General features: G+C 70.0%; 17 protein-coding genes, 1 tRNA gene and 4 pseudogenes. 8 read left to right on the top strand and 14 right to left on the bottom strand.

Translation table 11 applies throughout. From position 1 onward, the window contains the following. Nucleotides 1-3: 3 nt before the first annotated feature. The 6 genes and pseudogenes from QQY66_RS43705 to QQY66_RS43680 form a co-directional block, all read right to left on the bottom strand. Nucleotides 4-1,524, bottom strand: a complete 1,521-nt coding sequence (locus QQY66_RS43705; protein WP_301985995.1) for a Wzz/FepE/Etk N-terminal domain-containing protein — start codon at nt 1,522-1,524, stop codon at nt 4-6. Further along, nucleotides 1,521-2,891 carry a Wzz/FepE/Etk N-terminal domain-containing protein gene (locus QQY66_RS43700; protein WP_301985994.1) on the bottom strand — a complete coding sequence of 457 codons (1,371 nt, stop codon included), beginning with the start codon at nt 2,889-2,891 and terminating at the stop codon, nt 1,521-1,523. The genes QQY66_RS43705 and QQY66_RS43700 overlap by 4 nt, the downstream gene beginning before the upstream one ends. Beyond that, nucleotides 2,888-4,153, bottom strand: a complete 1,266-nt coding sequence (locus tag QQY66_RS43695) for a glycosyltransferase family 4 protein (protein WP_301985993.1) — start codon at nt 4,151-4,153, stop codon at nt 2,888-2,890. Before QQY66_RS43695 ends, QQY66_RS43700 begins: the two co-directional genes overlap by 4 nt. Then, a complete protein-coding gene (locus tag QQY66_RS43690; RefSeq protein ID WP_301985992.1) occupies nt 4,143-5,459 on the bottom strand; it encodes a nucleotide sugar dehydrogenase in 1,317 nt (438 codons plus the stop codon). Before QQY66_RS43690 ends, QQY66_RS43695 begins: the two co-directional genes overlap by 11 nt. A 73-nt stretch (nt 5,460-5,532) precedes the next feature. Then, complete coding sequence (locus tag QQY66_RS43685; RefSeq protein WP_301985991.1) at nt 5,533-7,011, bottom strand: sugar transferase; 1,479 nt, start codon at nt 7,009-7,011, stop codon at nt 5,533-5,535. 655 nt (nt 7,012-7,666) lie between these two features. Next, nucleotides 7,667-8,062 (bottom strand): annotated as a pseudogene (locus tag QQY66_RS43680) (D-arabinono-1,4-lactone oxidase). 225 nt (nt 8,063-8,287) lie between these two features. On the opposite strand from QQY66_RS43680, the gene QQY66_RS43675 reads away from it, so the two are divergent. Beyond that, on the top strand, nt 8,288-9,385 hold the full coding sequence (locus QQY66_RS43675; protein ID WP_301985990.1) for a class I SAM-dependent methyltransferase: 1,098 nt from the start codon (nt 8,288-8,290) through the stop codon (nt 9,383-9,385). Between the two features lie 620 nt (nt 9,386-10,005). Here the strand turns inward: QQY66_RS43675 and QQY66_RS43670 are convergent. Both QQY66_RS43670 and QQY66_RS43665 read right to left on the bottom strand, forming a co-directional pair. After that, nucleotides 10,006-10,616, bottom strand: a pseudogene (locus QQY66_RS43670) (transposase family protein); the annotation flags it as partial. Between the two features lie 137 nt (nt 10,617-10,753). After that, nucleotides 10,754-11,194: an SDR family NAD(P)-dependent oxidoreductase gene (locus QQY66_RS43665; RefSeq protein WP_301985989.1), complete on the bottom strand. Its 441-nt coding sequence runs from the start codon at nt 11,192-11,194 to the stop codon at nt 10,754-10,756. Nucleotides 11,195-11,272: 78 nt separating this feature from the next. Between QQY66_RS43665 and QQY66_RS43660 the strand changes: the two genes are divergently transcribed. Beyond that, entirely contained in the window at nt 11,273-11,755 is a 483-nt protein-coding gene (locus QQY66_RS43660) for a nuclear transport factor 2 family protein (RefSeq protein WP_301985988.1), read from the top strand. An 80-nt stretch (nt 11,756-11,835) separates the two neighbouring features. Here QQY66_RS43660 and QQY66_RS43655 read toward each other — a convergent pair. Then, nucleotides 11,836-12,198: pseudogene (locus QQY66_RS43655) on the bottom strand (ester cyclase); the annotation flags it as partial. Nucleotides 12,199-12,990: 792 nt separating this feature from the next. Between QQY66_RS43655 and QQY66_RS43650 the strand changes: the two are divergent. The 3 genes from QQY66_RS43650 to QQY66_RS50660 all read left to right on the top strand — a co-directional run bounded on the left by QQY66_RS43650 (nt 12,991) and on the right by QQY66_RS50660 (nt 15,260). Beyond that, the gene (locus QQY66_RS43650; protein WP_301985987.1) at nt 12,991-14,724 is read left to right on the top strand and encodes a serine/threonine-protein kinase; all 1,734 of its coding nucleotides are present in this window, start codon (nt 12,991-12,993) and stop codon (nt 14,722-14,724) included. A gap of 157 nt (nt 14,725-14,881) precedes the next feature. After that, on the top strand, nt 14,882-15,028 hold the full coding sequence (locus QQY66_RS50665; RefSeq protein WP_367667041.1) for a hypothetical protein: 147 nt from the start codon (nt 14,882-14,884) through the stop codon (nt 15,026-15,028). 64 nt (nt 15,029-15,092) lie between these two features. Continuing rightward, the gene (locus tag QQY66_RS50660; RefSeq protein ID WP_367667040.1) at nt 15,093-15,260 is read left to right on the top strand and encodes a response regulator transcription factor; all 168 of its coding nucleotides are present in this window, start codon (nt 15,093-15,095) and stop codon (nt 15,258-15,260) included. Nucleotides 15,261-15,510: 250 nt separating this feature from the next. Here QQY66_RS50660 and QQY66_RS43640 read toward each other — a convergent pair whose 3' ends face one another. After that, entirely contained in the window at nt 15,511-15,756 is a 246-nt protein-coding gene (locus QQY66_RS43640) for an ABC transporter permease subunit (RefSeq protein ID WP_301985986.1), read from the bottom strand. 100 nt (nt 15,757-15,856) lie between these two features. Here QQY66_RS43640 and QQY66_RS43635 point away from each other — a divergent pair. Beyond that, nucleotides 15,857-16,501 (top strand): annotated as a pseudogene (locus QQY66_RS43635) (transposase); the annotation flags it as partial. A gap of 56 nt (nt 16,502-16,557) precedes the next feature. On the opposite strand, the gene QQY66_RS43630 reads toward QQY66_RS43635, so the two are convergent. After that, nucleotides 16,558-16,634, bottom strand: a tRNA-Pro gene (locus tag QQY66_RS43630). Between the two features lie 149 nt (nt 16,635-16,783). Between QQY66_RS43630 and QQY66_RS43625 the strand changes: the two genes are divergently transcribed. Both QQY66_RS43625 and QQY66_RS43620 read left to right on the top strand, forming a co-directional pair. After that, the gene (locus QQY66_RS43625; protein ID WP_301985985.1) at nt 16,784-17,491 is read left to right on the top strand and encodes a transketolase; all 708 of its coding nucleotides are present in this window, start codon (nt 16,784-16,786) and stop codon (nt 17,489-17,491) included. Nucleotides 17,492-17,594: 103 nt separating this feature from the next. Then, nucleotides 17,595-18,494, top strand: coding sequence for a transketolase family protein (locus tag QQY66_RS43620; RefSeq protein ID WP_301985984.1), 900 nt, complete (start codon nt 17,595-17,597; stop codon nt 18,492-18,494). Between the two features lie 69 nt (nt 18,495-18,563). On the opposite strand, the gene QQY66_RS43615 is transcribed toward QQY66_RS43620, so the two are convergent. Genes QQY66_RS43615 through QQY66_RS43605 form a run of 3 tightly spaced genes read right to left on the bottom strand, consistent with a single transcriptional unit; the run spans nt 18,564 to nt 20,065 of the window. Further along, on the bottom strand, nt 18,564-18,923 hold the full coding sequence (locus QQY66_RS43615; RefSeq protein ID WP_301985983.1) for an MmcQ/YjbR family DNA-binding protein: 360 nt from the start codon (nt 18,921-18,923) through the stop codon (nt 18,564-18,566). Between the two features lie 30 nt (nt 18,924-18,953). Continuing rightward, the gene (locus tag QQY66_RS43610) at nt 18,954-19,490 is read right to left on the bottom strand and encodes a GNAT family N-acetyltransferase (protein ID WP_301985982.1); all 537 of its coding nucleotides are present in this window, start codon (nt 19,488-19,490) and stop codon (nt 18,954-18,956) included. Beyond that, nucleotides 19,487-20,065, bottom strand: a complete 579-nt coding sequence (locus tag QQY66_RS43605) for a helix-turn-helix domain-containing protein (RefSeq protein WP_301985981.1) — start codon at nt 20,063-20,065, stop codon at nt 19,487-19,489. The genes QQY66_RS43610 and QQY66_RS43605 overlap by 4 nt, the downstream gene beginning before the upstream one ends. Between the last annotated feature and the right edge of the window lie 24 nt (nt 20,066-20,089).

Below are 20,089 nucleotides of genomic sequence, written 5' to 3'. Positions count from 1 at the left end.
GTGCTACCGCGCCTCCTGGTCGTTGTCCGGGACCCGTGCGGCCCCCATCGGCAGCCGCTCGGTCCGCCGCGGGCCGGTGCCGTTCTGCCGCACCGGCCGCTCGCTCCGGCCGCGCAGCGCGGTGTGCAGCCCGTCCCACAGCGTGCCGTCGGTCCGGTCCCGCGGATCGGGGTCGATCAGCACCACACCGATCACCGGAATGCGCTGGTCCGCGAGTTGCCGCGCCACGGTGTGCAGCCATGCGGCGCTGCCGTGCCCTGCACGCACGACGAGCACGGTCTGAGTGCCGAGGTACTGGAGGTCGGTCCACGCCGTGCCGGGCGCCACCGAACCGACGCCGATCCGGCGCTCCTGAGGCGACAGGGCCGCGGCACGCTCGCCGCTGACCACGGTGGGGTCTGACGGCTTCGGGCGGCGGCCTGCGAGCTGCGGGCCTGGCAGGCCGTCGATGACGGCCACCGGTCCGTCCGCCGCCATCGCCCTGGCGAGGTCCAGGGCGATCACGCTCGTGCTGCGCGCACAGCCCAGTTCCAGCAGCGACACCGGTTGCGCGGAGCCGCGCGCGATGCGGGCCAGGGTCGCGGTGAGCCGTTCGCGTGTCACCCGGGTCCGCCGGCGCTGCCACCGCTTGCCCGACCGGCGGGGCAGCTCCGCGATGACCGAGGCGCCGAGGTTCGCCGCGATGTCCCGGCGCAGCACGGGGCGGTCCGCCACCACCGTGCCGACCGCGGCCAGCGCGAGCCCGAGGACGAGCCCGAGGACGAGCCCGATCGCGGCGTCGGTGACAGCGGCTTTGGGCAGGGAGTGCCGCACCGCGCGCGGGGCGTCCACGATCTGCGTGGCGGCGACGACCCTGGGCGTGCCGGTGCGCGCCTCCGCGGCGCGCTGGTCGAATTCGGCGATCCGCGAGTTGAGTTCGGCCCGGCGGGCGAAGAGCGACTCGATGCTCGCCGACGCTTCCGGGTCGCTCTCCGGCGATCGGTCTCCGATCTCCTTGTTGACCTGGGCCAGCTCGTCCCGCATGCGGTCACGCTGGTCCAGCAGGGCCTTGGCCTCGGCCTGCGCGGTTTCCTGCATCCGCCGCACATGGTCCGCGACGAACGCATCGGCCAGCGCCTTGGCCCGGGCCACCGCGTCCGCGTCGCTGTCACCTGTCACATCGATCTGCAGCAGGTTGTTGGTCAGGCCGGTACCCCGGTAGTCCCGCATGAAGTCCTCAGGTTTTTCCGGGGACTTGAGGGACCGCAGGGCCAGCTCGGCGATCCGCGTGGTCCCCAGCAGCTCGACGTCGGTGCGGATCAGCGTTCCGGTGTCGTTCGGCTGGTCCTCCTTGTGCGCGACCAGCACCTTGGTCACCGCGGTCGGCGGGGGCGGCATCAGGACCGCCACAGCCGCGCCGGCCAGCAGGCCGAGGAGCGCCATGGCGCACCAGAGGCGACGGCGCCTGCGGACCGCGACCACCAGCGCCTGCAGGTCGAGGAGCGGAGCGGTGGCCGACGACTCCGACGTCGTACTCGTCATCACGCTGAACCTCCCGTCGCGCCGCGAACCGCGAGGGCGGGAGTGGCATTGTCCGGAGGAGGGCCGGCGGACCGCGTCGTCGGACGGGCCCGGACCGTGCCGGCGAGGACGATGCCGACGACCTCATGCCTGCCGTCCGCACACGCCTCGGCGAGGCCGGCGAGTTCCTCCGCGGTCCAGCTGTCCGCGCTGAGGACGACCAGGGCACCGGACTCGGTGTCGCGGTCCGGAACGATCGGCCGGTCCACCGAGACCTCCACCACCCGCAGCAGCGGATCGCTCTTGGCCTCGGCGACGAGCTGCGCCGCGGCCCGGCGGGCGATCTCGTCGCCGTCCGGTACGACGACCAGCAGCCGCCGGGCCGCCGGCAGCCGGTCCCGGAGGCGAGCGCACACCCGCCGGTAGCGGATCCGTCGGCCGGCCTCGTCACCGGACCTCTGCGGGGTCGGCAGGTCCCACCGGGTGTCGGCGCCGAGGAGTCGGCGGATCCGGGCGCGTAGGCCACGGTCTTCCGGCCGGTGCGCGCGGCGCGGTTCCTCGGGCACGTCGACGGTGCCGAGGAGCGTCGAGCCCAGGGCTGCGGCGATCTCCGGTTCGGTGCGCAGTCGGCGGTTCATCCGTGCGGCGGCGAGATGGCCGATGACCGCGAGCAGGAAGAACAGCACCGCCCCGCCGACGATGAGCTGCATCCTCGTCGGCGGCGCCTCGCCGGTCGGCCGGGCCGCCGGCCCCATGACGACCATGCCGGCCTTGTCGGCCGCCGGGTCGGCCTGGTCCAGCTTCGTCATGGCCTCTTCCAGCGAGGTGCGCAGCTTCTCGAGCGCGGTGCGGGCCTGCACGCTCTCCACGGTCTGCCCCGGATCGGCCGCATTGGCCAGGTCGGTGATGCGGCGGTTGGTCTCCTCCACCTGCTGCCGCAGCGCCTCGGGCGCCGTGGCCGCTTCGGAGTCGGTGCCGCCGCCCGCGATCTGTGCGGCGAACTGGACGAACTGCCGGGCCACTTGGTCGGAGAGCTGCTGCGCGCGCCGCGGGGTGTCGGCCGTACCCGAGATCTTGATGATGTTCCCGTCGGCGGCCTTGGCGGTCACTCGATCCCGCAGCTCGGCGCCGCTGACGCCCCTCCAGCCGAGCGTGGCGGCCACGCGGTCGACCACCGTGGAACTGGTCGCGATGTCCACCTGAGTCAGCAGCTCGCGCTCTTCCCACTGCCCCGGCAGCAGTACGGAAGCCGACGTCGTGTACCGCGGCGGAAACACCAACGAGGTGCCATAGCCGACGAGCGCGCCGACGACGGCGAGGACGGCGAGAAGCCGCCGACGCCGACGGAATATCCGCCCGATGGTGACCAGGCGTATCGTGTCCTCGCTCAACTGCGCTGCCTCTTCCCTGTGCGGACCGGGCCGCCCGGCGACACCGGGGTGTGGTCGCGGCAGGCAGCGGCGTAGGCGGCGAGCAGCGACGCTTGCGAGTTCCGCCAGGAGAGCGGTCCGCTGATCCGCTCCTGGCCGATCTTGCCCATCCGGGCCCGCTTCTCCGGATCGTCGAGGAGCAGCGCGATGAGCTCGGCGAACTCGGCCTCGTCGTTGGCGGACGCGTAGACGGCGGCGTCACCGGCGGAGACGCGCGCCTCCTTCAGGTCGAACGAGACGATCGGCCTGCCCATCGCCATGTACTCCAGGACCTTGTTCATGGTCGACACGTCGTTGAGCGGATTGCGCGGGTCGGGGGAAAGGCACACGTCCGCGGTGGACAGGTAGCGCACCAGGTCGGCGTCCGGGATGCGTCCGGTGAACTGCACCTGTTCGGAGAGATCGAGCCGCCGGGACAGCTCCACCATCGCGTCGAAGGCGTCGCCGGCACCGACGAACACCGCGTGCCAGTCGGACCGCCCGAACTCGTCGCGCAGCTTCGCGAGGGCCCGCAAGGCGTAGTCGACGCCGTCCTGCGGGCCCATGACGCCGAGGTAGCACAGCAGATGAGGCTTGCCGCGCTTCAACTCCGGCTCGGGCGGCACCGGTTGGAACCGCTCGATGGCGGGCGCGCTGCGCACCACGAAAACGTCCTCCGGCCGCCGACCGCCACGGCTCATCGCGACGTCCCGGTAGCTCTCGTTCGTGGCGAGGACGACGTCCGCGGCCCGGTAGGTCCGCCGTTCCAGCGCGCACACGGCGCGGTAGAGCAGATCCTCGCCGCGGTCGAACCGGGAGAGGTACAGCTCGGGTACCAGGTCGTGCTGGTCGAAGACGAACCGCGCCCCGCGCCGCTTCAGCCACAGTGCGGGCAGGAACAGCAGGTCGGGCGGGTTGCACGCGTGGACCACGTCGACCGGCCCGACCTTGCGGGCCAGCCGGGCGGTGTGCCACAACGCCGATCCGTACTCCCGCAGGTAGCCGGCCGGTCCTCCGGTGGCCGCGCGCAACGGGTAGCGGTGGATCCGCACCCCGTCGATCACGGCCTCCGGCTCCGTGTCCCGCTTCTCCCCGCGGGGACAGATGACGTGCACCTCCCAGCCCGCGTCGCGCAGCGTCGTGCACTCCTGCCACACCCGCCGGTCGAACGGCACCGACAGGTTCTCCACCAGGATCAGCGCGCGCCGGTTCGACCCGTCGCCGCTGGTTGCGTTACCAAGCAAGGCCTATGTACCCCGGTTCGGTCCGGCGCGCGTCGGCGTCGGGAAGGTGGATGAGGTCGACGATCACCGGGCCGTCGCCATGGGGCAGCGCCGACAGCACGGCCGGATCCCTGGTTCCGACCAGGCACACCTCGGCGTGCTCGAGCACCTCGTCGACGGAGTCCGCGAGCAGCTGCGCGAGGTGCGGCAGCCGGGTCTCGATGTACTCGCGGTTCGCGCCCATCAGCCGGGAGAGGCTCACGTTGGCGTCGTAGATCTTGAGGTCGTACCCCTTGCCGAAGAGTCTCTCCGCCAGCTCGACGAGCGGGCTCTCGCGGAGGTCGTCGGTGCCGGGTTTGAAGGACAGCCCGAACATTCCCACCTGGCGCTTGCCGGTGCGCTCGACCAGCTCCACCGCGCGCTGCAGATGTGCGGAGTTGGAGGGCAGCACGTGGGCGAGGATGGGCACCGAGATGTCGGCCCGCTGCGCCGCGTGGACCAGGCTGCGCAGGTCCTTGGGCAGGCAGGAGCCACCGAAGGCGAAGCCGGGCCGCAGGTAGGCGGGGCTGATGTTCAGCTTGCGGTCGGCCAGGAAAACGTCCATCACCTGGTGCGAGTCCACCCCGAGCGCCTGGCACACCGCGCCCAGCTCGTTGGCGAAGCCGATCTTGAGGCCGTGGAACGCGTTGTCCGCGTACTTGATCGCCTCGGCCGTCGGGACCGGCACCCGGAACACCTCGCCGGGCAAGCCGTCGTACAGGGCCAGCACCGCGTCCCCGCTTGCCGGGTCGAGTTCGCCGATGACGGTCTTGGGCGGGTCGAAGAAGTCCCGCACGCTCGTGCCCTCGCGCAGGAACTCCGGGTTGACCGCGACCCCGATGTCCACCCCGGCCGTGCCACCGACGTACTTCTCCAGGATCGGTACCAGCAGGTTCAGGCAGGTACCCGGGAGCATGGTGCTGCGGAACACGACGGTGTGCCGTCCGCCCCGCTCGGCCAGCGCGGCACCGATCTGCTCGGTGACCCGCTCCAAGTAGGTGGTGCACAGGCTGCCGTTGGGCTCCGAAGGCGTGCCCACGCAGACCAGCGACACCTCGCTGCCCATGACCGCCTCTCGGACGTCGCCGGTGGCGCGTAATGCTCCGGTCCGCACGACCTCCGCGACGAGCTCGCCGATCCGCTCCTCGACCACCGGGGCCTTGCCGTCGTTGACCAGGTCGACCTTCACCTGGTTCACGTCCACGCCGATGACCTCGTGACCCATGCTGGCCAGGCACGCGGCCGACACACAGCCCACGTAGCCGAGCCCGAAAACGCTGACCTTCATGATCCGTCCCTCCCCCCGGGCAGGCCCTTTTGGCCTGCGGTCCGCGCACGCACCGAACGACAACCCCCGCGCATCAATAGGCCCCCTGCCCGTGCAGCACCGCACGCAGCGTCTTCCACAAGATCACCGCGTCCAGGGCGAGCGACCAGTCCTCCACGTACCGCAGGTCGAGGCGGACCGCCTCCTCCCACGGCAGGTCGCTGCGTCCGCTGATCTGCCACAGGCCGGTGAGCCCGGGCTTGACCAGCAACCGCCGCCGGATGTCCGGGCCGTACGCAGCGCACTCCTCCGGCAACGGAGGCCGCGGACCGACGAGCGACATCGATCCGGAGAGCACGTTGAAAAGCTGCGGAAGCTCGTCGATGGAGTACCGGCGCAGCACCGCTCCCACCCGGGTCACCCGCGGATCCCGGCGGAGCTTGAACAGCAGCCCTGCACCCTCGTTGCGGTCGGCCAGGGCGGCACGTGCCTTGTGAGCCCCGGCGACCATGGTGCGGAACTTGAACATCGTGAACTCGCGGCCGCCCTTGCCGACCCTGCGCTGGCGGTAGAACACCCCGCCCCGGCTGTCCGCCACCACGAGCAACCCGACGAGCACCAGCAGCGGCGCGAACAGCACCAGCAGGACCGCCGCGCCCATCCGGTCGGCGACCTCTTTGACCGCCCGGCGCCCCCCGGTGAAGGTCGGCATGCTGACCCGCAGCAGCGGTATCCCGAGCACCGCGTCGACGTGCAGCCGCGGGCCGGCCACCTCCATCAGCACGGGGGCCACGATCATCTCGGCGTCGCTGCCTTCGAGGTTCCAGGCCAGCCGCTGCAGCCGGTCCGGTGACCAGTGCGGGTCCGCTGTGACCGCGACGACACGGTAGCCGTCGCGGCGGACGTGGCTCGCGACATCCGCCAGTCGGCCGACGACCGGCACTCCGTCCAGGTGGTCTCCGTCGAGCCCGAGTCCGTCCGGCGTGCACACCGCCTCCACCCGCCAGCCGAGGTGCGGGAACTTGCGGGTTCGGTTGATCAGGTCGCGCACGGTGGCCGGGCTCCCGGCAGCGAGCACCGGTCTCAGGCACCGTCCTTCGTTCCGCTGTCTGTGCAGCCGGAGGCGGAGCAGATACCGGGCGGTCATGGTGATGAGCGCGATCGCGGGGATCGCGACGAAGATCCAGAGCTTGATGTTGCGCGAGGTGAGGGCTATCCCGCCGAGTGCCAGTACGACGGTCGCCGCGAACAGTGCGCGTCCGAGCCGGCGGAATTCCTCGGCACCCTGGCCGAGCACGGCCGGAGCCCACGACCGGCTCACCGCCAACGCTCCCAGCACCAGCAGCTCGGTACAGAATGCGAGAATTCCCCATTTCTCGTGCCAGTTGGCCGCGTCCCGGGCCCCGAAGAAGTTGCCGATCGCCGCCACCACCAAGGCGGTGGCCACCGTGTCGCTGGTGATCACGGCACGGCGGTACCGCTGCTCCCATTCGATCGCGGGCTGGCTGATTGCCCCACTCGCCAGACCCCCGCGCGCCGACGAAAAAGGGTCGACTAATCCCCCCTGCCGCACAGAACCCCCCCGGTCCCCAGTGGTACGACGTGGTCGCCAAACACCGTTCCTCCCCCCGGGAGGCCCCCGCCCCCCGCATGATTCCTCCCCTCGGGAGGCCCCCCGCCCCCCGCGCCGCACTGTTCCCCTCCCCGCGGGCGACTCCTGCCCGCGCACGACATCCCGGCTACTGCAGCGCTACGTGTACAACCCGCCCCGGCGGCAGCAGACTCGTACGTCCTGTCGGCCACTCGAGGTGCGCAGGAACCCGTCGAAACCCCGGATGCTCCCCGCGCCCAAGGCCCCTCTCGGGCTCCACAAATTGATCACCCCCACGTCTGGCGCCGGAAACGCGATGCGTTGTTCGCAGCGGCAGACCTATAGATCATCATTTGTCGCCTCGTGTCCCGCATGTGAAGCAAGGTCAATCTAGACCATCGAACCCAGTCTGGAGAGGGGGACGTGAGTAATTTGTGCTGAAACTTTGAAGCCGTATCCACAGATCATTCACCTCCCACGACTGCCTCGGCGACGAGGACATGCCCTCTGACCTGTGATGACGAGACGTCTCCGGGGTGCCGACACCGGCAACCCCGAGGCGTGGCCGCCCTACCAACTGGCCGCGCTCGGGGCCGATTCGGCGGAATTTGCCTGCCGGGAGCCCGCCCGATCCGGTTCAGTGGCCCAAAAGCCTTCGCACGTACGCGTTGGTGAAGCGCCGGTCGGGGTCGAGCCGGTTGCGCAGCGCGGTGAACTCGGCGAAACGCGGATAGACCTCGGCGAAGTGGCCGACGTCGCGGGTGTGGAGTTTGCCCCAGTGCGGGCGTCCCTCGTGCGCCATGAAGATGTGCTCCGCTTTTGCGAAGTACTCACGGTAAGGGGTGGGTTCCGCGGTACACGTGGACGGCTATGCAGGCGCTGTCGCGTCGGACGCGGTGGAGAGGGTGATGTCGTCCGCGGGCGCGGTGCGTACCTCGACGGGAAAGCTGGTACGCAGATCGAAGCGGTCGACCATGGCCTTGAGCTCGCGGAGGGTGTCGAGGCCGGCCTCGCGCAGGACGGCGTACCCCACGATGCGCTTCCTCGGCGCCACCACCTCCGGCGACCACGGAACGGCCCTTCACGCCTTCTCCCTCGACGCCCATAACCTGCCAACCCCCTGGCCGACTTCGGCCCCGACATCGGCGCGCACCACTGATAGAACACCAAGAACGAACACGAGCCCCTTCCCCACCGACATCCACAGGCCCCTGGGCGCCGGCTATCCGCCGGCCCAGGAAAGGACGAGGACGCCGTGATGACCACGCCCAGCACGCGAGCCGCCCTGAGAACCAGCTACCAGGCCGACCTCGCCGACGGAACGGCCCGCTTTCTGGAGCCGCGCCGCCCTGACTGCCCCTGGTGCGGCTCAACGACCCTTCAAGTCCACCTGACCAGCCCCGACTTCATTCAAGCCAAGCCCGGTTCGTTCACGCTGGAACGGTGCCGCGACTGCAGACACATATTTCAGAACCCCCGACTGAACGCCTCCGGCCTTGAGTTCTACTACCGGGACCTCTACGACGGGCTCGGTGCCAAGAGCGTCGAGTTCGGTTTCAGCTTGATGCGCAAGCTCTACCAGCGACGCGCCCGCATGCTCCAGCCATACACCACGCCCCGCGCCTGGCTGGATGTCGGCACGGGCTACGGGCATTTCTGCCACACCGCCAAGCAGATCTGGCCACAGACCACCTTCGCGGGCCTGGACCGCGGCGACGGAGTGCGAGAAGCCCAACGCCGTGGCTGGATCGACGACGCTCACCAAGGCTCGTTCCCCGACCTCGCCGACACCCTCACCCACCGCTACGACGTGGTGAGCATGCACCACTATCTCGAGCACACAATCGACCCGATCGCTGAGATCCGCGCCGCCGCACACGTCCTGCCCCCCGGCGGACACCTCCTCATCGAGGTACCCGACCCCGAATGCGCCGGGGCCCGCCTCCTCGGCAAGTACTGGTCACAGTGGGTGCAACCCCAGCACCTGCACATGTTCCCCGTCGGCAACCTCAAACAGGCCCTCGCCGCCAACGGCCTCTCGATCTTGACCGTCGAGCGCAGACGAGCCGACCTTGGACTGGACTTTCTGTTGGGCGCCAAAAGGCTTCTTTCCACCCTCGCCCAGGACCCACGCCGCCCCTGGGTACCTCGCCCACCCACCACAACCGACCACGCACGATGGGCCGCCGCGCTGCTCCTCGCCCTGCCTGCGCTGCCGGCCGGCCTCCTGCTCGACCTGACTGTCCGCCCGCTGCTGCCACGCCACAGCAACGCCTACCGCATCCTCGCCGCGAAGGCCCCTGCCCAGTCCACCGGCACCAGCGCCAACCGAAGCCCGCAGTCACCCGACTTGTGAGCACCGGGCCTGCTCAAGCGCCCGCACCCACAGCACCCCACATAACCCCTTCACCGGACTGAGCTTCCGCCGACCCGGCAGTCGGCCTGCGACCACCAGCCTTCCGGGAACGGGAAAAGCCGCCCTCCCGTAAACGGGAAAACGGCCTCCGACCTGCGAAAACCAAAGTCGGTAGACAGGACCGCCTCGTCGACTCACGCACCGCCTTCCGCTCCTCGAGGGGAACCGCGACGGCACTGGCGACAGAAGGCGGACGGGCAGTGGTCCGGGCCGTGGTACCGCGTTCTGGCCCGTGACGCAGCGTCGTGCCGCGGAGTTGGTCGGCCGCGGTGACGCCGAGCGCGTGAGGTCGGAGCTCGTGCGGCTCGATCGCACCGCGCAAGCCTCCTCGATCGGCCAGGCCAAGCCGCGCCGCCTTCCGCGCCCGCGGGGATGGCCTCGCGCAGCGATGCGTGCCGCCATGGCGTACATTCTGCTCCCGCACCCGCGGGGATGGTCCCGAGGCCGCCGGGCCCTGCGGTACAACGCGGTGCTCCTCGCACTCGCGGGGATCGTCCTGCGCACGTCTCACCCAGGGCGCCTTGCCATTTCTGCTCCAAGCACCCGCGGCGAGGGCCAATGAAGATCAGCCATGACTTCAGTCGTGCGATGCCGCGCTCGACCGGCGCCCGCGCTGCGGACAGCGCGCGGTTGACGGTTTGCTGGGTGGGGGTGAGGTCACGGCCCGGCGGGCGTCTGAGGGGTGTCGTCACCCACGGGCCGGCTCCTGTGTAGGCGCGGTCGGCGAGGACCGGGACGCCCTGGGCGTTCGCAGATCCGGATGATCCGGTGGGTGCGGGCCGCTGTGAGGTCGTGCGCGCGGCCGGGCAGCACGGGCGAGATCCACAGCAGCCGCCCGGCTGTCGCCGACCCTGTCGCACTCCGCGAGAATGCCGTCGAGCAGGACGTAGTCGGGATCGGTCTCGCGCAGCGCCTTGAGCAGGCCCGGTGCACATTCTGCGAGCAGGCTGATCACCGTGGTGGTGCAGGCGTGGGCGGTGCCCACCGAGATACCGAAGCCGGCGGCGATCTGGGCGAGGGTGTCGTGCCGGCGCAGGTACACCAGGCCGACCAGCGCACGCTGGTGCGGCGGGAGTTTGCAGCGACGGTCACCCTCGCGGGTGACGATGAGCATGGTGACCCACTCGGCCAGGGCGTGGGGCAGGTCGAGTGCGGCAGAATGCGGAACCAACGCGGCTCCCGTGCCTGTGGGTTGAGACTTCGAACACCTCCCCCAACGGCACGGGCGCCTCGTGCGTTGCGCACACCACCAGCGTCACTCGATCAGAGGCCATGCTGAAAAGGCTCACTGTCTACGTATCGGTGGCGTCACCGTGTGTCAGAGCCTGGACTACGGTGAGCAGGGCACCCTTCCGTACGGGCTGAAGACGCGTCCTTGGCGGCGTAAGTGTCGGCATCGCCTTCGGCGGTGGTGTCGGTGGCGGATGTGAGCGGGGTTGCGGGGGGGCTCCCGGTGACCGTGCGGTCGCGTGCCGTCAGACGCACCATGACGTCCTGCAGGGGGCGCAGCGAGATCACCGGCGAGCCGTACCACAGTGCGTGACCGAGGTCGACGACCGCGCGCATGCTCGCTTCGTCGGTGACGTCCAGGCGCAGCGTCCGGATTCCTTCGGCCGCCAGGCCGGTCAGGGTTTCCGGCCTGCGTGCCGTGGCGTACACGGTCAGACCGGCCCGATGCATCCGCAGTGCGCAGGCGCGGCCGATCCCGGAGGAACAGCCGGTGATCAGCACCGGCAGGGGCGTCGTCATCCCAATTGAGACGTTGACAGGAAAAAAATTCAGGGGGCTGCAGCAAAAGGCCGCTCATACGCTCGAGAAAGGTAGTTTATGTACCATCGAATCGTTGCCGCCAAGCTCCGTAAAGCTTTTGCCGACATCAATGCCGGAAACTGGCAGTCCATGGTGGACACGCTGGCACCCGATTTCACCTACGTGTTCTACGGTGAGCACGCCCTTTCGGGCGAGCGGCATACGGTCGAAGCGATGAGCCTGTGGTGGCAGCGGGTCTTCAGGCTGATTCCCGACGCCGGTTTCGAGCCGCTGGAAATCGTCATTTCCGGCGGCCCCTGGCTGACCAAGGTGGCGACCCGCGTACGCGTCGGCGGGCCGTTGCCCGACGGTACGCGCTACGACAACATCATGACCCAGTTCATGTATCTGAAGTGGGGCAGGATCACCGAGATCCACACCCTGGAGGACACCGTCGTCCTCCAGCGGGCGCTGGACTCCATCGCCGCCTCCGGCAACGCGGAGGCACACGCCGAGCCCATCACCGACGCGTACGCCGTACGCTCCGGCCGGCAGGACTGAAGAACGGCACCGGACTCCGAGCCGAGGAGCCGGGGGAACGCGGCCGACCCCGGCACCACCAGGTGCCGGGGCCGACGCCGTCATCCCAGGGCGCCCAGCTGCTTGGCGAGTTCGAGCCCGTCCAGCGAGAACCAGCTCTCCACGATCTTCCCGTCGTCGAACGCGTCGATCACGATGCCGCTGACGGCGAACTCCCGGCCGATGGCCGGCGCGCCCTCGTAGGACTCCCCGGTGTGGGTGCCGCGTGCGGTGAACCGGCTGACGACCTTGTCGTCCTCCAGGATCCAGTCGTCGACGGTCACGTGGAGGTCGGGGAAGGACGCGCGCTGGAGCCGCACCCACTCCTTGAGGTGCTCGACGCCCTCCTTGCCGTTCGGGGCCGTTCCATGGCTGATGTGGCCGTCGCCGGCGCCCTCGTAGATCACATCGAGGTTGCCCTTGTTGAGGCAACTCCTCGTATTAGCGCTCCAGTACGGCCTTGTTCTCCAGCAGCTTCGACATCTTTACCTTCCCTGGTTTCTGTTTCTTCTCAGCAGCGGTAAGTGGAGTAATTCACTGGGACATTCGAGCCGCGACATTTGAACCGTGTCATTCGAAAGGGCAGCGGACAACCGTTTCCGATCGGCCCGCGAAGGCCCGTGACGGTCATGACGGGAGCCCTCGTTTCCGCGTTCTTCACTTTCCATACCCCGAGGGTCGGATCCACCTCGATGAGGGAATCTCCGCGCTCCTCGGAATGGAGTGCGATACGACCGAGGACCAGCGGGTCCTCAGCGACCGAAATCCCTTCGCTCTGTCTGGCGCCCGCCCGGACCACGTTCTCCAGCGCGGAGACGGAAAGCGCGGTGCGCGGGGCGTGGAGCGTCGCCCACAGGTCGTTGGGGGTGGCCGCCGCATACGTGGTCGCGCTGCCCAGGAAGTCGCGGTGTGGTGGGGCTACGGCCTCTTCCCGGCCCGTGCGGGCAACCACACGCCCAAGCCGATGACGATGTGCTCCCGGCCGGGAGATCCTCGAGGAGGCCCTGCACCACCTGCGCCTCGACGGGGTGTCTTCCCTCATGTGCCGGCCGCCGCGTTGGAGACCATGCACCGCCGGTGAACCCCGGCCTCCGGGCCCCATACTGATCGAAACCGCTGTCTGCAGGGCGCTGCTGCGTTAGCCTCGTCTTTCCCTCATGGGCGAACTGGCATGCGACGAACATCACTTCGGGGGACACGTGTCAGAACACCGACCGGTGCCATCGGACTCGGCGCCGGACGAGGCCGCGGCACTGCGGCAGACCGGCGCCGCACCCCTGCACTCGGGCGACCCGCGCCGCATCGGCCCCTATGTGCCGCTGGCGCTGCTGGGCAGCGGCGGCATGGGGCGGGTCTATCTCGGCCGCCCCGCGGGCGGTGGCCCGGGCCTGGTCGCAGTGAAGGTGATCAGGCCCGAGTACGCGGACGCCCCGGGCTTTCGGCGCCGGTTCGAGCGCGAGGCGTCTGTGCACGACCTGGTCCGCACCGCGCGCACGCCCCGCCTGTGCGGCACGGGCTTCCAGGAGCGGCTGCTGTGGATGGCCACCGAGTATCTGCCGGGCCTCGACCTGGCGGACGCGGTACGCGAGGACGGCGCCCTGGCGACCGCCGCGGTGTGGCGGCTGGTGGCCGAGCTGGGGCAGGCGCTGGCCGACCTCGCCGCCGTCGGGATCGTGCACCGGGACCTGAAGCCGTCCAACGTGCTGCTGTCCGTCCACGGCGCCCACGTGATCGACTTCGGCCTGTCGAAGGCCGTCGATGCGAGCGCGCTGACCGGCACGGGCAACCGGGTGGGCACCCCGGCCTACATGTCGCCGGAACACCTGCGAACGGGCACGTGTGAGCCGCCCTCGGACGTGTTCTCGCTCGGCGCGACGCTGGTCTACGCGACGACCGGAAGCGCCCCCTTCGGCGACGGCACGGGCGTCGACGTGATGCACCGGGTGGCCTTCGAGGAGCCGAACGCAGAGCTGCTGGGCAAGGTCGCGGCGGCGGACGCGGACCTGGCCGCCTTGCTGTCCGCCTGCCTGGCCAAGGAACCCGAGCGGCGGCCCACCCCGCAGCATCTGATCGACACCGCCTCGGCCCGCGCCGAGACGGCCGACTGGCCCGAGCCGCTCGCGGGCAGGGTGCTGGCCCGGCAGCGGGCGTACGAGGCGCTCGATGGTCTGCCGGGCGACGGGACGACTCGCCTGCGCTCCCCCGAGGACATACCAGTGGCCGTCGCCGCCGGGCCCGTGGAGCAGGTCGCCGCGCCCGAAGCCGAAGCCCCCGCTGCTCCGTCGGATCCGCCGGAGCGCTTACGTCCCGCCGAGACCCGCACCCGGGGCCGCAGAAAGCCGCTGCTCGTCGTCGCCGCGGGCGTCATGCTGTGTGCGACGGCCGCGGGGATCCTGGCCCTCGATGGCCAAGGCCCGCGCACTTCCGACGCCTCCCCCGGCTCCGGCACGACAAGCGGCGGCTCCCTGCCCGGCGGCGCCGCACCGACTGCGTCCGCGTCCTCCACGCACACGTCCGCCTCCGGCAGGAGGGTCGACGGCGGGTCAAGAAGTGCTGCCTCCGCCACGGCATCTGCCGCCTCGGGCTCGCCAGGCACCGGGCGGCACGACTCCTCCTCGGCTCCCACCGCCGGGCCGACCGTGACCGGCGAGCCGACCGGCCTCGCCACCACGACCAGCACGCCCTCCGAGCCCGCGACCCCGCCGTGGATCTCCGACTGCACCTACTACGCCGGCAAGGGCCGCACGCGCGAGGGCGACAGCGGCAAGCGGGTGCTGCAGGCGCAGTGCATGCTGACCAAGCGCGGCTATGACGTGGGCAGTTCGGGGGTCGACGGCGAGTTCGGTCCCGGGACGACGGCCGCCGTAGAGAGCTTCCAGAGCACCAAGGGGCTCGACGCCGACGGCATCGTGGGGCGCGACACGTGGACCGCATTGCGCGAAACCGTCTGAGCGCGTGATCGACACCACAATCGAGACGGTGTCGTTCGGTAGCGACGGGACTACGCCGATCCTCATATGAACGAAACGGTTTCGTTCACGATGGAGGCCCACCACGACCTCCGTACTCGTCGTCCATGACCAGTCCCTGCAACGCCTCGGCCTCCGTATGCTCCTCGCGGCCGAACCCGATCCGACCGTCGCCGGCGAGGCGAGGAACGCCCTGCGGCCCGACGTCGTCGCCAAGGGCAACGGCGCCTCCGACGCCGACGGCGGGCGGCGGCTTCCTCGCCCAGGACGACACCCGAGGAACTGACCGCCGCCGTCCGCATCGTGGCCGCCGGGGACGCCGTCATCACGAACGCGACATCCTCACCGCCGTGGCCTCCGGCTGGTCGAACGCCGAGCTCGGCGAGCGGCTGTCCATCACACTGACGACCGTGAAGTCCCACGTCAGCCACATCCTCGCGAAGATCGGCGCGCGGGCCCGGGTGCAGGCGGTGGTCTTCGCCCACGAGACGCGTCTGGTGCGCCCGGCCGCCGCCTGACAGCGCGCCCCGCTCACCCCTTCACGGCTCCGGAGAGCATGCCGCAGACGAAGTGCCGTTTGCAGGAAGACGTACAGGGCGACGACCGGCAGGGCGACGATGGTGGAGGCGGCCGCCAGCAGGGAGTACTGCGTGGTGTGCTCGCTCTGGAAGAACGCCAGACCCAGGGGAGCCGCGCGCTTGTTCCCGTCGGTGATCACGACCAGCAGGAACTCGTTCCAGGTCCACATCAACACCGGCATGGCCATCGTCAGCAGCGCCGGACGGCTCGTGGGCACCAGATCCGCCACAGCAGCCGCCAGTCCGAGGCCCCGTCCAGAGGCGCCGCCTCGATGATGCTGGTGGGCACGGATCGGAAGGAGTCGCGCGTCCAGAAGATGCTGACGGCGAGGGACTGCGCGGTCTGCGGCAGGATCAACACCCAGTAGGAGTCGGTGAGTCCGGCGCTGCGCAGGTGGAAGTACAGCGGGATGACCAATGCCTCGGGCGGCACCATCAGCCCGACGAGGGTGAACGTAAGGGAGTGTCTGATCGACGGCGGATCTGATGATCAAGGAGACGCCTCTGATGACAGAGACCGCCGTGGAGAACGAGCAGACCGAACCGACCACGTCGGCTACGAGAAGCACGACCCGGCCGGGAAGAACAACGGCAACAGCCGCAACCCACAGACCGTCAAGAAACGGCAGCCCCGCCTGGCCGGCGTCGACGAAATGGTGCTGTCGCTCTCGGCGAAGTGCCTCACTGAATCGGCCGCTCGATCGCGTCCACTCGGTCCTGTTCGTCGACGCCATCAACGTCAAGATCAGGGACGGGCAGGTCGCGAACCGTCAGGTCCACGTGGTGATGGCCGTGGCCGTGGACGGCACCCGCGACATCCTCGGTATCTGGGCCGACGACGGCGGCGAGGGCGCGGAGTACTGGCTGCATGTGTTCACCGAGCTGAAAATTCGTGGCCTGGACGATGCGTTGGTGCTGGTCTGCGAGGGGCTCAAGGGCCTTCCCAAGGCCGTGGAGACCGACTCTGCACCGCGCCCGGCGAGGACGCGGCCACGGAGCAGTTCTTGGAGTTCCGGGAGTCCTGGGGCCAGAGGTGTCCGGCGATCGTGAAGCTGTGGTCGGACGCCTGGGCCGAGTTCGTGCCCTTCCTCTCCCTCGACGTCGAGATACGCACAGTCATCCGCTGCACGAACGTGATCGAGAGCGTCAACGCCCGCATCCGCAAGGCCGTCCGCAAAAAGATGCGAAAAGCCGCCCTCCCGAAAACGAGAGAACGGCCTCCGACCTGCATCAAAGCTGGTCGGGACGACAGGATTTGAACCTGCGACCCCTTGACCCCCAGTCAAGTGCGCTACCAAGCTGCGCCACGTCCCGGTGCCCGTCTGACCTGGGATTTCCCGCGGCCGAACGCGCATGGAAACAATACCGCACTTGCGTAGATGGTCGCGCACTCGTTTATGCGCGGCGCCTCGTATCGAGCCGCACTTGACCTCAAGTTTGGTTGAGGTTGCACGATCGTCTGTATGACGATCACCGAGGAGAACAGGCGTACGCACAGCTACGCGGACCTGCCCCGGCTCATGAGCCTGATGTCGGGCGACGAGAAGCACGGACCTGCGGCGACGTCCACGCTGGATGCGCTGTGGGTGCTCTACGACCGGGTGCTGCGGGTGCGCCCGGAGCTGATGGACGACCCGGAGCGGGACCGGTTCCTGCTGTCCAAGGGGCACGGGCCGATGGCGTACTACGCGGTCCTGGCCGCGAAGGGCTTCGTGCCCGTGGACTGGCTGCCGGACTTCGGCTCGTACGACTCCCCCCTCGGCCACCACCCCGACCGGGTGCTCGTGCCGGGGGCGGAGATCGGCAGCGGTTCGCTGGGGCACGGGCTGCCGATCGCCGTCGGTACGGCGCTCGGCCTGCGCGCGCAGGGACTCGACGAGCCGCGGGTCTGGACGCTCGTCGGAGACGCCGAGCTGGACGAGGGCAGCAATCACGAGGCGATCGCCTTCGCGGGGCCCGCCGGTCTGGAGCGGCTGCACACCGTCGTCATCGACAACGCGTCCGCCACATACGCACGGCCCGGCGGGATCGCCGCCCGCTTCGAAGTCGCGGGCTGGTCGGCGGTCACGGTCGACGGCCGCGACCACGAGGCGCTGTACGCCGCCTACACCGCCCCGCACCCGGGCCGCCCGCACGTGGTCGTGGCCCGCGTCGAGCCGAAGTACACCTGAGCGCCACCCGCACACGCCCGCTCCGAACTCACGCCCACGCCGAACTCACGCCCCACTTCGAACTCACGCCCCACGCCGATCTCAACAGAAGGGCTCGCACTCCATGGACACCATGCGTGACCGTTTCGCTCCCGTCGCCTCGCGGCTGCTCGACGAGGATCCGCGGGTCGCGGTCGTTCTCGCCGTGATCGGCTCGGACAGTTTCGAGGAGGCGCGGCGCAGGCATCCCGACCGGGTGATCGACGTCGGTATCCGCGAGCAGCTCCTGGTCGGGGCGGGCGCGGGCCTGGCGCTCACCGGGATGCGGCCGATCGTGCACACCTTCGCCAGCTTTCTCGTGGAGCGGCCCTTCGAGCAGGTGAAGCTGGACCTCGGGCATCAGGACGTCGGTGCGGTGCTGGTGAGCGCCGCCGCGTCCTTCGACTGGCCGGCCGGTGGGTACACGCACATGGCGCCGGGCGATGTGGCACTGCTCGACACCCTGGACGGCTGGACCGTGCATGTGCCGGGGCATCCGGACGAGGCCGAGACACTGCTGCGGCATGCGGTCGCCGCCGGTGACGACAAGGTGTACGTCCGGCTGTCCGTCCAGTCGAACGCGGCCGGACGCCCGGTCGACGGGGCACGCTTCGTCCCGGTCCGCGAGGGCCGCTCCGGTGTCGTCGTCGCCGTGGGGCCGATGCTCGACGCCGTGCTGGACGCCACCGAGGGTCTCGACCTGACCGTCCTGTACGCGACGACCGTACGGCCCTTCGACGCGGACTCGCTGCGCCGGGCCACGGAGGCCGCCGGAACGGATGTCGTTCTCGTCGAGCCCTACCTCGCGGGTACGTCGACCGCCGCCGCGAACGACGCGCTGGCCGACGTACCCCACCGCGTCCTGGGCCTGGGCGTCGGCCGCCGTGAGCTGCGGCGCTACGGCGGTTTCGAGGAGCATGTCGCCGCGCACGGCCTGGACGCCGGGTCGCTTCGGAAGCGGATCACGGGTTTCGTGGACCTCTAAGAGGTCGGGCGAAGTCCGCTGCGGTTCGGCAGCGCCCCGAAGGGGCGCGGGGCTGTGCCGGCGGAGCGCCTAGTCCGCGGCCGGCAGCCCCAACTCCGGGTAGATCTCAAGGAGTCGGGTCGGCGCGGCCTGGCGCCAGGAGTCGGCGAGGATGTCCCTCAGCTCCCCCTCGCCCTCCAGCGCCGCGAGCCGGACCCGGACCCAGGCGAACATCGCCTCGTGCTCGGCGATCCAGAACTTCTCCGGCTCGGCCAGGACCAGTTCATCGCGCTCCTCCTTGGGACAGCGCACGGCGAGGGAGGTCTCCTCCTCGGGCAGCGTGGCGAACATCTTCCCCGCGACCCGGAATGTGGGCATGCTCCAGGCGATCTTCTCCGTCGTGTCCGGCAGTGACAGGGCGATCCGTCGTACGTCTTCGGCATCCGGCATGGGACGCACGGTAGCGGCTCCCACTGACATTCAGCAGGTGAGAGCGGTCGCTTCGACCTGCTTGAAGTAGATGGTCGTCGGACGCAGGACCCCGGCCGGGCTCGCCGCGTAGTCGGGTATCGCGCCGAGCCGGGTCCACCCGGCCGAGCGGTACAGGCGTTCGGCGAGGCTGTCGGTCTCGGTGTCGAGGTGGAGGAGGGTGATGCCCGCTTCGGCTGCCGCCCTTTCTGCGGTGTCCAGGAGCATACGGCCAAGGCCCTGCCCCCGCGCGTCCCGGTGCACCATCAGCTTGACCAGCTCGGCGCGGTGACGGCTGTTGGGCTTGTCGGGGAAGGCCAGACTGACGGTGCCGGCCACCCGGCCGCCCTCCTCACGTGCGACCCACACCGCGAGCTGCCCGGCGGCGACTCCGGCGGCCCACTCCGTCCACCACGCCACGGCCGCCGCGCGGTCGAGCGGCGCGAGGAAGCCGATGGAGGCGCCCGAGTGCACGGTGCCGGTCAGCAGATCGGCCAACTCCTCGACCGCCGCGAGCAGTTGATCCGCGTCCAAGCGCATGACGTTCACGGGAGCACCACCGCCAGCACATACCGGACCTCCTCGGCGCCGGCGCACCGGAACCGCGTCGGCCCCCACACCCGCAGCCGCAGACAGTCGCCCGCGTCGAGCCGGTGCTCCACGTCCTGCGCGGTCACCTCCAGGGACCCCTCCAGCACCCAGATGTGCTGCTCCAGTCCCGGCACGGGCGGCCGGTCGTACGCGATGTCGGCGCCCGCTGCGAGCCGCCCCTCGACGAGTTCGCCGCGCAGCCCGGCGTGCGGCGGGGACACGGAACGCCGTACGAACCCGGAGGACCGGTCCTCCCACACGTGCTGCTCGGTAGCCCGCACCAGCAGCGCGGGCTCCTGCTCGACCTCGCTGAGCAGTTGGGACATGGTCCGTCCGTAGACAGCGCAGAGGCGGTTGAGGAGGGACGCCGTCGGGCTGATCTCCGCGCGCTCGGCACGGGACAGCGTCGACCGGCTCACTCCGCTGCGCTCCGCCAACTCCCCGAGGGACCAGCCCCGTTCGGACCGCAGCTCAGCGAGGCGGGCACCGAGCCGGGCGTCCACGGGGTCGGGCGCGGCTTCCACGTGTTTCATATTCGGGATACTATCCCATATACG

This window comes from Streptomyces sp. DG2A-72, assembly GCF_030499575.1.
GTDB lineage: Bacteria > Actinomycetota > Actinomycetes > Streptomycetales > Streptomycetaceae > Streptomyces.
This window is presented reverse-complemented; position numbering and strand designations above follow the sequence as displayed.

Excerpts from the sequence above, each read along its gene's own strand:
- QQY66_RS43605 (WP_301985981.1), bottom strand. The coding sequence starts at position 20,065 with ATGAAACACGTGGAAGCCGCGCCCGACCCCGTGGACGCCCGGCTCGGT.
- QQY66_RS43640 (WP_301985986.1), bottom strand. The coding sequence starts at position 15,756 with ATGGTGCCGCCCGAGGCATTGGTCATCCCGCTGTACTTCCACCTGCGC.
- QQY66_RS43625 (WP_301985985.1), top strand. The coding sequence starts at position 16,784 with ATGACGATCACCGAGGAGAACAGGCGTACGCACAGCTACGCGGACCTG.
- QQY66_RS43660 (WP_301985988.1), top strand. The coding sequence starts at position 11,273 with ATGTACCATCGAATCGTTGCCGCCAAGCTCCGTAAAGCTTTTGCCGAC.
- QQY66_RS43615 (WP_301985983.1), bottom strand. The coding sequence starts at position 18,923 with ATGCCGGATGCCGAAGACGTACGACGGATCGCCCTGTCACTGCCGGAC.
- QQY66_RS50665 (WP_367667041.1), top strand. The coding sequence starts at position 14,882 with ATGCTCCTCGCGGCCGAACCCGATCCGACCGTCGCCGGCGAGGCGAGG.
- QQY66_RS43620 (WP_301985984.1), top strand. The coding sequence starts at position 17,595 with ATGGACACCATGCGTGACCGTTTCGCTCCCGTCGCCTCGCGGCTGCTC.
- QQY66_RS43690 (WP_301985992.1), bottom strand. The coding sequence starts at position 5,459 with ATGAAGGTCAGCGTTTTCGGGCTCGGCTACGTGGGCTGTGTGTCGGCC.
- QQY66_RS43665 (WP_301985989.1), bottom strand. The coding sequence starts at position 11,194 with ATGACGACGCCCCTGCCGGTGCTGATCACCGGCTGTTCCTCCGGGATC.
- QQY66_RS43675 (WP_301985990.1), top strand. The coding sequence starts at position 8,288 with ATGACCACGCCCAGCACGCGAGCCGCCCTGAGAACCAGCTACCAGGCC.